The 11672-nt window shown below is 63.8% G+C and carries 13 protein-coding genes; 4 read left to right on the plus strand and 9 right to left on the minus strand.

The annotated features are described in order from the left end of the window. Nucleotides 1–5: 5 nt before the first annotated feature. From BRAD285_RS02390 to BRAD285_RS02415, 6 genes are all read right to left on the minus strand, one after another. Nucleotides 6–1274, minus strand: coding sequence for an AAA family ATPase (locus BRAD285_RS02390; RefSeq protein WP_006612165.1), 1269 nt, complete (start codon nt 1272–1274; stop codon nt 6–8). Further along, a complete protein-coding gene (locus BRAD285_RS02395; protein ID WP_006612164.1) occupies nt 1271–2011 on the minus strand; it encodes a CpaD family pilus assembly protein in 741 nt (246 codons plus the stop codon). The genes BRAD285_RS02390 and BRAD285_RS02395 overlap by 4 nt, the downstream gene beginning before the upstream one ends. Nucleotides 2012–2034: 23 nt before the next feature. Then, nucleotides 2035–3519, minus strand: a complete 1485-nt coding sequence (locus BRAD285_RS02400; protein WP_035646529.1) for a type II and III secretion system protein family protein — start codon at nt 3517–3519, stop codon at nt 2035–2037. 17 nt (nt 3520–3536) lie between these two features. Next, a complete protein-coding gene (cpaB, locus tag BRAD285_RS02405) occupies nt 3537–4337 on the minus strand; it encodes a Flp pilus assembly protein CpaB (RefSeq protein ID WP_083846388.1) in 801 nt (266 codons plus the stop codon). 126 nt (nt 4338–4463) lie between these two features. Next, nucleotides 4464–4988, minus strand: a complete 525-nt coding sequence (locus BRAD285_RS02410; RefSeq protein WP_006612161.1) for a prepilin peptidase — start codon at nt 4986–4988, stop codon at nt 4464–4466. A 321-nt stretch (nt 4989–5309) separates the two neighbouring features. Next, on the minus strand, nt 5310–5474 hold the full coding sequence (locus BRAD285_RS02415; protein ID WP_008964729.1) for a Flp family type IVb pilin: 165 nt from the start codon (nt 5472–5474) through the stop codon (nt 5310–5312). A gap of 422 nt (nt 5475–5896) precedes the next feature. Between BRAD285_RS02415 and BRAD285_RS02420 the strand changes: the two genes are divergently transcribed. From BRAD285_RS02420 to BRAD285_RS02435, 4 genes are all read left to right on the plus strand, one after another. Then, nucleotides 5897–6724 carry a sterol desaturase family protein gene (locus tag BRAD285_RS02420; RefSeq protein ID WP_006612159.1) on the plus strand — a complete coding sequence of 276 codons (828 nt, stop codon included), beginning with the start codon at nt 5897–5899 and terminating at the stop codon, nt 6722–6724. Nucleotides 6725–6914: 190 nt separating this feature from the next. Beyond that, entirely contained in the window at nt 6915–7349 is a 435-nt protein-coding gene (locus BRAD285_RS02425) for a pilus assembly protein N-terminal domain-containing protein (RefSeq protein ID WP_006612158.1), read from the plus strand. A gap of 293 nt (nt 7350–7642) precedes the next feature. Further along, on the plus strand, nt 7643–8191 hold the full coding sequence (locus BRAD285_RS02430) for a TadE family protein (RefSeq protein WP_006612157.1): 549 nt from the start codon (nt 7643–7645) through the stop codon (nt 8189–8191). A gap of 58 nt (nt 8192–8249) precedes the next feature. After that, on the plus strand, nt 8250–8804 hold the full coding sequence (locus BRAD285_RS02435; RefSeq protein ID WP_006612156.1) for a TadE/TadG family type IV pilus assembly protein: 555 nt from the start codon (nt 8250–8252) through the stop codon (nt 8802–8804). Nucleotides 8805–8949: 145 nt separating this feature from the next. Here the strand turns inward: BRAD285_RS02435 and BRAD285_RS02440 are convergent, their stop codons facing one another. The 3 genes from BRAD285_RS02440 to BRAD285_RS02450 all read right to left on the minus strand — a co-directional run bounded on the left by BRAD285_RS02440 (nt 8950) and on the right by BRAD285_RS02450 (nt 11183). Beyond that, a complete protein-coding gene (locus BRAD285_RS02440; RefSeq protein WP_006612155.1) occupies nt 8950–9162 on the minus strand; it encodes a cold-shock protein in 213 nt (70 codons plus the stop codon). A gap of 299 nt (nt 9163–9461) precedes the next feature. Further along, nucleotides 9462–9749, minus strand: coding sequence for a translation initiation factor IF-1 (gene infA, locus BRAD285_RS02445; RefSeq protein ID WP_006612154.1), 288 nt, complete (start codon nt 9747–9749; stop codon nt 9462–9464). A 24-nt stretch (nt 9750–9773) separates the two neighbouring features. Beyond that, on the minus strand, nt 9774–11183 hold the full coding sequence (locus tag BRAD285_RS02450) for a DEAD/DEAH box helicase (RefSeq protein WP_006612153.1): 1410 nt from the start codon (nt 11181–11183) through the stop codon (nt 9774–9776). Nucleotides 11184–11672: the final 489 nt, after the last annotated feature.

An 11672-nucleotide genomic window follows, 5' to 3' on the forward strand; every position in this document is an offset into this window, starting at 1 on the left:
CGTGCTTACTTCGCCTTCAACTTGTCCAGCAGAGGCGACAGGAAGGAGCCCTTCGGCTTCTTGGTCTCGCCGCGGCCGGTGAGCCGCTGAGCGATCTGGAGAAACATCTCGGTCGTCCGATGATTGGGCGACATCTCCGCAATCATCTGGCCGTTGTTGGCGGCCGCACCGAAGATCTGCGGCTCGAACGGAATCGTAACGATCGGTGGGCTTTCGATCGCCTTGGCGAACTCGCTGGCATTGATCTCCGGCCGCTTGGGGACGCCGACCTGGTTCAGGCAGTAGAGCGGCATGCGGTCGTTGGGGCGAGCGGCCTTGAGGAGATCGAACATGTTCTTGGTGTTGCGCAGCGAAGCGAGATCGGGCGCTGCGACGATCAGGATGTCGTCGGCGCTGATCAGCGCCCGCTTGGTCCAGCCCGACCATTGGTGCGGCACGTCGAGCACGATGCACGGCATCGAGGCGCGCAGCGTGTCGAAGATCGCGTCGAAGGCCTCGGCGCCGAAATCATAGACGCGGTCGAGCGTCGCCGGCGCGGCCAGCAGGCTCAGATGATCGGTGCATTTCGACAGCAGCCGGTCCATGAAGGCGATGTCGATGCGATCGGGCGAGAACACGGCGTCCGCGATGCCCTGGGCCGGATCCTGGTTGTAGTCCAGGCCGGCAGTGCCGAAAGCGAGATCGAGATCGGCGACCACCGAATCCATCGACAGATCGCGGGCGATTGCCCAGGCGATATTGTGCGCGATGGTCGATGCGCCGGCGCCGCCCTTGGCTCCGACCACGGCAATGATGCGCCCGACGGCCTTGGCCTCCGGAGCCGAGAACAGGTTGCAGATCGAACGCACAACGTCGATCGGGGTCACCGGCGACAGCACATAGTCGCTGACGCCGCGGCGCACGAGCTCACGATACAGCGTGACATCGTTGACGCGGCCGATGACGACCACGCGCGTGCCGGGATCGCAGACGGTCGCGAGCTGATCGAGACCGGCCAGGATGTCGGAGCGCGCATCGGTCTCCAGAATGATGACGTTCGGCGTCGGCGCCGAGCGATAGGCTTCGATCGCCGCCGCCATGCCGCCCATCTGAACCTTCAGATGCGCCTTGCCGAGCCGCCGGTCTTCACCGGCCGCCTGTACGGTCGCGGCGGTTTCCACCGTTTCGCAGAACGCCTGCACCGAGACACGCGGCGCCGGCGCGATGTGATCGTCGGCCGGCGGCGGCACGACGTCAGGCTGCTCCTCTTGGGTCTGTCGGGCGTAGCTGATCATTTGCCTGTGTCACTGAGTTTGGCCTTGTCGGCCTCGGGATACGTGATCGCGGTTGACGCTCCCTTGCGGTATTTCTCGAACAACGCGGTGCGCCGGGTGGTGTAGGACGGGGTCTCGGCTCGGGGCTGGACCAGATCGGCCGGGTTGTCGACCATCGCCGCCATGTTGCGCTGATAGGCGCAGCCGAAGTTCCAGTCCGGCTTGTTGTCGAACCAGTTCTTGTTCTTGATCGAGGGCCCGAGATCGTCCGGCCAGACACCGCAGGGACCGGCGGTGGCCGAGAGCTTCGGATAGCTCAGCCGGATCGCAGCCATCTGGCGCGGGTCCTTGGGCTGGTAGTTGCGCACCGTGAGGCCGTGCGGCGGAACGCCGGCAGCCGCGAACAGGGATTGGATCTCCCGCATCGAATCGGCGGCCGCGCGTGCGTTCGGCGTGCCGGTCGGCACGTCGGCCACGATGGCGCCCGTGCCCTGGCGCATCCAGCTTTGCGCTAACCCCATGACCTCGGCGCGCTGCTCGGCCATCAGGCCGCCGCGGCCCTGGCCGACGAACACGATGAGGGAGTCCGGAGCTTCCTGGACCGCGATTGGGTGGCGCAGCCGGTAGTCGTCGGGGATGCTGGCCGTGATGGCCGGATCCCTGCGGAAGTTGCAGGCGCCGAGCAGGACTGCGGTCCCGGCAAGAGCGACGGCAAGCTGCAGTCGGCGGCGTCGAGCAAGGCTGGGTGTCGTGGTCATGGGTGCAAGTCCTTGGTCCCTGCTCAGTCCGTGATGAAGCCGTAGGTGCCGCGGTAGTTGCGGGCCGGTTCGGTCCGTCCCGGCACCCCATAGATGCGGTTGATGCTGCCCAGGAGCTCGGCCTGCGGATCTGAAGCCGCCGCAAAGCCGTCATCCGGACGGGAGAGATCCTTCTGCGCAACGGCGCGCACGACGAACGGCGTCACCAGCACCATCAGTTCGGTCTGGTTGTTGACGTAGTCGCGGCTGCGGAACAGCGCACCGAGCACCGGAAGCTGCATCAGGCCCGGCATGCCGCTGATCGCCAGCTTGGTCTGCTGCTGGATCAGGCCGGCCATCGCCATCGCGCCACCCGAAGGAATCTCGAGCGTCGTCTCGGCGCGCCGGGTCTTGATCGAGGGCACGGTCAGCGAGTTCGTGGTGGTGGCGCTCACCGCCTGCGACAGGGTGATCGCATTCTCGTTGGAGAGCTCAGAAACCTCGGTCATCACCCGCATCGAGATGCGGCCTTCGCTCAGCACGACCGGCGTGAAGTTCAGCGAGATGCCGAACTTCTTGAAGCTGATTTGCGTCGTACAGACGTGGGTCGTCGGATCGCACGAATAGCCGGCCGGAACCGGAAATTCGCCGCCGGCGATGAAGGTTGCCGACTCGCCGGAGATCGCGGTCAGGTTCGGTTCGGCCAGAGTCCGGATGACGCCCGCGTTCTCCATGGCCCGCAGCGTGGCTGACACGGATGGTGTCGCTCCTCCGAGCGCCGCGGTTACGGCATTGTTGGAGACGAGGTTGCTGCCATAGGCCGTGAACGGATTGGAGTTGGCGAATTTGACCACGGCCGTGCCGTAGTTGAGCTGGCCGGAGAGATCGATGCCGAGCTGCTTGACGACCGAGCGCTGCACCTCGGCGACTGTCACCTTCAGCATGACCTGGTCGCGGCCGCGGACGGTGATCGAGTTGACGACCTTCTCCGTGCCGCCGGCGAGGCGGGCGGCGAGCTCGCCGGCCTGCTGGGCCTCGATCTGGCTCGAGGCCGAGCCGGTCAGCACGACGCTTTCGCCGAGGCCTTCGATCTGGATGTCGGCGTTCGGCAACAGCTGCTTCAGCGCTGCGCGCGCGCCGTTCAGATCGCGCTTCACGGCGATGTCATAGGCCGCGATCTGCTGGCCCTGCGCGTCGAAGAAGACGATGTTGGTCTGGCCGATCGCCGCGCCGATGATGTAGGCGCGCTGCGACGAGCGCACCACGGCGTTCGCGATCTTCGGATCGGCGACGAGGACGTCCTTGATGTCGCGCGGCAGGTCGATGACCACGGACTTGCCGATCCCAAGCGCGAGGAAGCGCGCGTTGATCTGGCCGTCGGCGGCGGCGGCCGTTGCGGCCGCCGGGCGGTAATCCGCCGCGATCACCGGTGCAAGCGCAGGATTCAAGGTCAGCGCAGCAGCGGCCGAAAACGACAGCGCGCGGACCATCAAGGTCCGCAGTTTCCGCTGATTTTCGCTGCAAGTCATCTTGGTAGTCCTCTCGGTCACTTCTGCGTCGTCATGGTGCTGGGAATGCCGAAGCGAACGACGGCAACGCTGTCGCCACGCCTGCGGCTGTTCTCATCCGGCAGCTTCTCGGCCATGTTGACGTCGGCAATGCTGCGGAGCGCCAGCGACAGGGTCCCGGTCTGCCGGGCCCGCGCGAGCGACTCGGCCTGCTCGGGCTTCAGCTCCAGCGTCACTGTCTTGCCGACGACCGTGGTCTGGCCGTCCTTTTCCTTGGGCGCCTGATCGATCGCCAGGACGCGGATGTTCGACAGAATGATCTCCGAGCTGACGATGTCGCCCGCATTGGGCTGATCCGGCATCCGCTCGCGCTTGGACAGGATCACGTCGACCCGGTCATTGGGCAGAATGAAGCCGCCGGCACCTGTCTCGGGCGAAATCTCGGTAGAGACCGCGCGCATGCCCGACGGCAGGATCGCCGCCATGAAGCCCGAGCCATCGGCCTTGACCAGCTTCTGCTCGCGGATCGGCTCACCCGCAATGAACGGCGCCCGGGCGATCATGCCGGTCACCTCGGTATCGCCCTTTGCGCGGTCCTTGCGCTGAATGAAGCTGGAACTCGTGGTCGCGGCGGGCCAGCTCTGCCATTGCAGATGCTCCGGCTTGATCGACTGGCCGAGAGGGATGTCCGACTTGGCGATGAGAACATCGACCGTCTCGACCGCCGGCGCGACTGCGGCAACGGGAGCCGGCCGATCGTCGGATCCGCTCGCCAGATATGCGGCTATGCCGCCAGCGCCCACAGCGATGGTCAGAACCACAATGCGTGCGGTATTCATACGCTTCACTTTCCACATTACGCCGCGACGCTTGCGCCGCCGTGATGGGAGTTGAGCAGTTATTCGTCAAAGCATGGTTAATGAGGCGTATCTAAATCGCCTTAACACCGCGTTCACACGGTGTTTTCAGAGCAATGCAAGACGCGCAGCGTCGATCGCCTTCACCCAGTCGGTCTCCGGGTAGACCATCAGGGCGCCCAGGGCGAGCGCGATGCCGTAGGGAACGCCGCTGTCCTTGGCGTGGAGGCGCGCAAGCCAGGGTTGCCCTGCGAGCATGTAGGGCAGGGGCAATTGCCGGAACTGCATGAGAGCGAGCGTGAGCACGCCGCCGAAGATCGAGGCGTACAACAGATAGTTCATCAAATGGGCGAAGCCGAACCACAGCGCGGCCGCCGAAGCGACCTTGGCGTCGCCGCCGCCGATCCAGCCAAGCGCGAAGCACGTAAAGGCGATCACCAGCAGCAGCGCGCCGGCGGCGACATGCATCAGCATGTCGTTCATGCCCATTCCGCTCAGCGGCGCCAGCACCAGGAATCCCGCGATGAGTGCCACCGAGACCCGGTTCGAAATGGTCATCGTGAACAGGTCGCTCGCCGCGGCGAAGGCCATCAGAGCCGGAAACAGCAGCAGGCGCGCGAGATCGAGGGTCATGGGCTCTCAACGGCATCGAACCGGCGCGGAATGCGCTGGCTCGGTCAACCTAGCGGCAACAGATAAATGATCGGGAAACGATCGGGCGTCCTGCCGTCCGGTCTCACCAGACGCTGACAATCCGGGCTGCGAGAGCGAGGATGGACAGGGCGAGCGCGCTGCAGATCAGGGGCAGGACCGCATCAACCTGCTGTGACGGGCGCCGGGCTGCGGCTGCGGAGACAACGTGGTTACGCATCACTGAACGCCGCGAAGCTGAAGGGCCAAATGATAAAGGCCCCGGAGAGTCCGGGGCCTTCTTTGCTCGGTCGTGGCGACCGCTTACTTCAGCGACGAGTTGATCGAGCCGAACTTGGAGCTCAGGCTGGAGCCGAGACCGTTCACCGCAGCAATGATCGCGAGGGAGATGCCGGCGGCGATCAGGCCGTACTCGATGGCGGTCGCGCCGGATTCATCCTTCACGAAGCGAGCAAGAAGATTCTTCATAGGGTAACTCCATGTACACGTGGCTGGTCGAACAAAATCTGGTCGTTGCGGCGTTCTCAGCACCGTGACCATGTAGGCACCCTAGGGGGCAGGAATTTCGGCGTAGTTAATTCAATCGATGAAACATCGCCGCGGACGAGCGTTCTTGCGCAGAGTAAATTTGGGCTAAACCGCGCGATGAAAATTGGAAACAAACAGCCTAGGCATCAACTCCTGTCCGCCATGGTCATGAACGACAGAGTGCTACTGCCGGTTCGATCGCCCAAGACGAAAGGCGATCAAGACGATCAAGACGATCCCGGGATCTTGCTTCATCTGACGCTTGCCCGACGCTGCAGTCCTTGCCGGGGAAGGGGCGAGGTTCACGGCTCCTTAAGCGCCAGGGAGTACCCCTCGGGAAAGTTCATGTGATGAGGGATGTTATGTCCGGTCTGCCGTGGGAAGTCGTGCTGATGCTCGGCCAGACCATCGAGAAGGTGCTGCCGATCACGCTGGTCGTGGCGGTCGTCTTCTCGGTGCTGAGCCACTTCTGGGCCTGCAATCCGGGCAAGCCGTGGTGGCAGAAGCGCGAGCTCGTCACCGACATGGTCTATTGGTTCTTCGTGCCGGTGTTCGCCCGCGTGCTCCGCATCGGATTCCTGGTGCTCGGCGCCGGCGTGATCTTCAAGATCCACGATGCGGACGAACTGATCGCCTTTTATGAGAACGGCCATGGCCCGCTGGCGCAATTGCCGGAATGGTTGCAGGGGCTGCTGTTCATCGTGCTCGCCGATTTCATGTTGTACTGGGCGCACCGGTTGTTCCACGGCGGCGAGTTCTGGAAGTACCATGCCGTTCACCACTCCTCGGAGGACTTGGATTGGATCTCGGCGGCCCGCTTTCACCCGATCAACCTGATCCTCGGCACCATTGCCGTCGATGTGATCCTGCTGATGGCCGGCATCTCGCCCAATGTGATGATCTGGGTGGGCCCGTTCACGACGTTCCATTCCGCCTTCGTGCACGCCAATCTCAACTGGACGCTCGGGCCGTTCAAATATGTCCTTGCAACGCCGGTGTTCCATCGCTGGCACCACACCGCGATGGAAGAGGGCGGCAACACCAATTTTGCCGGCACGTTCCCGCTCTGGGACATCATGTTCGGGACGTTCCGGATGCCGGAGGGCCAGCTGCCCGCGGAGTACGGCAAGGATGAAGCGACCATGCCCGGTGAGTTCGCCGGCCAGCTTGCATTTCCGTTCCGCCGGTGAGCGGCCGCGTGTTCGAGAGATTTCGGCTGCGTTGGTAGATCGTTCACCAATTAAGCGCAGATTTGCCGCGTGGGGCGCCGTCACCGCTGCGTATCGCTTGAGACGGCTCGTCAATGTCCCGGGGTTGAGTATGTCGTTCCGTATGTCGCGTCCTTGTGTATCCCTCGCATTGCGGGCGGCCGTCGCCGCAATGCTGCTGTGGCCGGCTGTGGCGTCGGCGGATCCCGATCCCGCCATTGCCGTCAACGTCGACCAGGCGAAGCTGGTCAAGCTCCCGGACCGCGTCGCGACCCTCGTCGTCGGCAACCCCATGATTGCCGACGTGACCCTGCAGAGCGGCGGCATCATCGTCGTCACCGGCAAGAGCTACGGCGCCACCAACTTCATCGCCATGGATCGCGGCGGCCAGGTGCTGATCGACCGGCAGATCCAGGTGGCCGGGCCGACCGACCGGCTCGTGACGGTGTATCGCGGCGTCGATCGTGAGACGTATAGCTGCATGCCGGTCTGCCAGAAGCGGGTCACCCTCGGCGACGGCGACAGCTACTTCAAGTCGGTGCTCGACCAGGCCGGAACGATGTCGAGCACGGCGGCGGGCAGCGCCGCGTCGGCCAAGGCCAACTGAGGCGCGGACGTCAGCTCCGTGCGGGCGAGGGCAGAGGCCTAGAGTGGACGGGTAATCCCGGCCAGTCTGTTCGCGCGTGTGTTTCATCAGCCTTTTTCGGCTGACGCCGTCTCGATCTCCCATTTCCGATCTCGCACTAGACCAAGGTCCGCACCTGCCGCGGACGCTCGCAGGGTTAGCGGCGGGTTACGGCCGCCGGCCATCTTGCTCGCATCGTAGGAAACTCTTTCCCAAGGAGTTTCCGCTATTTCTTTCACCCAGGTTGATGTGCCTTTCCAAATCCGGGTCAAACAATGCAAGCCACCGCCACCGCGAATGGATCGTTCCGCAGACTGCTGCGACGCTTTCGGCGTAACCGGCGGGCCTCGGCGGCGCTCGAATTCGCGCTGGTTGCCCCGGTCTTCTTTGCGCTGCTGTTCGCGATCCTCGAGACGGCGCTGATGTTCTTTGCCGGCCAGGTGCTGGAGACGATCACGCAGGACTCCGCGCGCATGATCCTGACCGGGCAGGCGCAGCAGGGCTCCTACTCCCAATCGCAATTCGCGAGCTATGTCTGCACCCAGATTCCGGCGGCGTTGTTCGACTGCAACAAGATCTATATCGACGTGAAGAGCTACTCGTCGTTCGGTAGCGTCTCGATCAGCAATCAGATCGACAACAGCGGCAACTTCATCAACAACATGACCTATAGCCCGGGTGCCGCCGGCGACATCGTGGTGGTCAGGGTGTTCTATCAGTGGCCGATCTTCGTGACCGGGCTCGGCTACAACATCGCCAACCTGTCGGGCAGCAAGCGGCTGCTGGTGGGAACGGCTGCATTCAAGAACGAGCCTTATTCATAAAGGCGCCGGGACACCATTGAACTCCATCATGCGTTGTGAAGATAGATCGAGGTCGAAGATGGAACGCCGCCTGCTACGTCGCTTTCGCGCCTTCCGCGCCGATCGAAGCGGCGTCGCCGCCACCGAGTTCGCCTTCATCGTTCCGCTGATGCTGGTGATGTTCTTCGGCACCGTCGAATTCTGTTCGGCGATTGCCGTCGACCGCAAGGTCACGCTGATGGCGCGGACGCTGTCCGACCTGACATCGCAGTCGACCTCGGTCGGCGACAGCGACATGTCGAACTTCTTCGCCGCCTCGACCGGCATCATGTATCCGTATTCGACGACCCCGGTGAACGCGACGATCACCGAGCTGTATGTCGATCCGACCACCAAGCAGGCGACGGTGAAGTGGAGCAAGGGATCCGCACCGCGCACGAAGGACACGACGGTCGGCATCCCGGCCGACCTGCTGGTCAGCGGCACCTATCTCATCTTCAGCGAGGTGAGCTACCAATACGTCCCGACCATCGGCTATGTGATGGCCAAGACCGGCATCAATCTGAGCGACGTCGCCTACACCCGTCCGCGGCAGTCGACCTGCGTCTACTACAGCCCGTCGACGAGCTGCTGAACAGTAGCCTGCCTCCGGGCGGAGCCCGCGTGGCGAGGACGGCGGCCGGCGTGACAAGCAGATCCAAAATCAGGACATGAAAAAAGGCCGCGCGAGGCGGCCTTTCGTTTGTTCGGAGACGATCTGGCGATCGCCCTCCAGCTGCTCAGTTGGCAGCGCGCAGATTGTCGGCCGAGGACTTGCCCGAACGGCGGTCAGCGACGATCTCGTAGGAGATCTTCTGGCCTTCGCGCAGCGTGCCGAGACCGGCGCGCTCGACGGCGCTGATGTGCACGAACACGTCATTGCCGCCGTCATCCGGCTGAATGAAGCCATAGCCCTTGGTTGCGTTAAACCACTTCACGGTTCCCATGCTCACGGGGGTAGTTCCCTTCTCAGATATCAAATGTCGTAACCCAGGACTCTGGGTTGGTTAGATCGAATTTTTGGAAGGGTCGTCAGCGTCTGAACCGGCTGTACCGGTAATAGCTAATCTCGTCCGGCCGAAAATCGATTGCGGGATATATTATTGGAAATGGCCGCGCAAAACAATCCTGAGGTGCGGGAGGGCGCACGTTTTTTTGACGCGCCGGCTGGTCGCCGACGCGTTGGATTGTCGCTGATTGCGCAAGACTTCATCAAGCCGAAGAGGGGCGGCCCATCGTGCCGCCCCGGACGTCAGCGCCGGCGGAACTGGCCGCCGCGCTGGGCGCCGCGCGGAGGACCACCGGGGGTGCTGGGGCGCTCGTCCTTGTGGCGGAAGATGAGACGGCCCTTTTCCAGGTCGTAGGGCGACATCTCGACGGTCACGCGGTCGCCCGCGAGCGTCTTGATGCGATTCTTTTTCATCTTGCCCGCCGTGTAGGCGACGATCTCGTGCCCAGCGTCGAGTTGCACGCGATAGCGCGCGTCGGGAAGGATCTCGGTGACCAGCCCTTCGAACTGGATCAGCTCTTCCTTAGCCATGTCTTTCTCCAGATCGACAGACGTCTAGTTTGGCCGTTGGTTGCGGTTGTGAGCGTGGTTTTTGGGTCTGCCCTCGCGATGCAGGAATGCAACGCCTTGAATCGACCCGGCCTTGCCGCCGCCTTGCGACGGCCGGTTGGGCTCCTGACGATTGCCTGGCAGAGCCGGCATCTTAGCATTGGAACGTCGGCGGCGGCGAGGGCCTTTTGCGGCGTTGCCGCCCTCGTTGGTCCGCGCATTCTGCATGCCAGGACGGCCGCCGCGGTGAGGCGGCTTGGCCGGGGGGGCAGCCTCGCGCAGGCCTGGCGTCCGGCGATCCTCGCGCGGCAGCGTGACCTTGGTCAGCCGCTCGATGTCACGCAGATAGGACAGTTCGTCCGCTCCGGCCACGAGCGAGATGGCGACACCCTCGGCCCCCGCGCGGGCGGTGCGGCCGATGCGGTGGACGTAGGTCTCGGGCACGTTCGGCAGGTCGAAGTTCACGACATGGCTGACGCCGTCGACGTCGATGCCGCGCGCGGCGATGTCGGTCGCCACCAGCGTGCGGATCTCGCCGGTGCGGAACGCCGCCAGGGTGCGCTCGCGGTGGTTCTGCGACTTGTTGCCGTGGATCGCCTGGGCCGGAATGCCGGCCTTCTCCAGGCTCTTCACGACCTTGTCGGCGCCGTGCTTGGTGCGGGTGAACACCAGCGCGCGGTTGACCGGCTCCTCCTTGAGCAGTTGAGCCAGCAGGTTCGGCTTGGCCGAGTGATCGACCTGGATCACGCGCTGGGCGATGCGTTCGACGGTGGACGAGACCGGGGTCACTGCGACACGCGCCGGATCGCGCAGCATGGAGTCGGCAAGCTCAGCGATATCCTTCGGCATGGTGGCCGAGAAGAACAGCGTCTGGCGCTTGATCGGCAGCTTGGCGACGATCTTCCGGATGTCGTTGATGAAGCCCATGTCGAGCATGCGGTCGGCTTCGTCCAGCACCAGGAACTCGACGTGGGACAGCTTCAGCGCATTGCCCTGGACGAGGTCGAGCAGGCGGCCTGGCGTGGCGACCAGCACGTCGACGCCCGGCATGACCGCGCGCACCTGGCGCCCCATCGGGACGCCGCCGATGGCGAGCGTCGAGCTCAGGCGGATGTGGCGGCCATAGGTGTTGAAGCTGTCGAGGATCTGGCCGGACAGCTCGCGGGTCGGGCTCAGCACCAGCACGCGCGCCGTCTTCGGCTGCGGCTTGATGCGGTTCTCCAGCAGGCGATGCAGGATCGGCAGCGCGAACGAGGCGGTCTTGCCGGTTCCGGTCTGCGCGATGCCGATCACGTCGCGGCCTTGCAGCGCGATCGGGATGGTCTGGGCCTGGATCGGGGTGGGGGTGGTGTAGTTCTCTTCCTTCAGCGCGCGCGTCAGCGCGTCGGCGAGGTTGAAGTCCTGAAAGGAGGTCAAAAGATGGGCTTTCCATAAGAGGATAAGGCCCGTGTCGGCAGGCAGCCGGACGCGGGTGGGTGGTTGAAGAGACACCCGCGTGTTTGGAGCGTCGAGATTGGATAGGGGAGGATGCAAAGCCAGAAGCTCGGGTCGAGCTAAAGAACACGCGGCTTGCAGAGATCCGGCCGATTCGCCTCGATCTATCAGCTATATGGAACAGGTGGACGGCACTTTCAAGACCGCTGCGTAACGGATCGGCGATCCAGGCGGTACCCTGCTGCTTTAAATTTAGCCATTCGAAACAAAGTGCATAAATCGTGCGCTCAGTGCCAGCTGATTAATCATCGTGCTTGCCTAAAGGCGCGGCAGGTGGTTGCGACCTTCCGCCGCGATTTCGCCGAGTTCCATATTCGGGTCAAGGGCTTACCGGATGTGAACGGCATGGCACGCTTCTTGCGATTCTTCCGCCGCAGACCGCCGGCCGCCTTGGCTGCGAAGCACGTCTGC

Source organism: Bradyrhizobium sp. ORS 285, assembly GCF_900176205.1.
Taxonomy (GTDB): domain Bacteria; phylum Pseudomonadota; class Alphaproteobacteria; order Rhizobiales; family Xanthobacteraceae; genus Bradyrhizobium.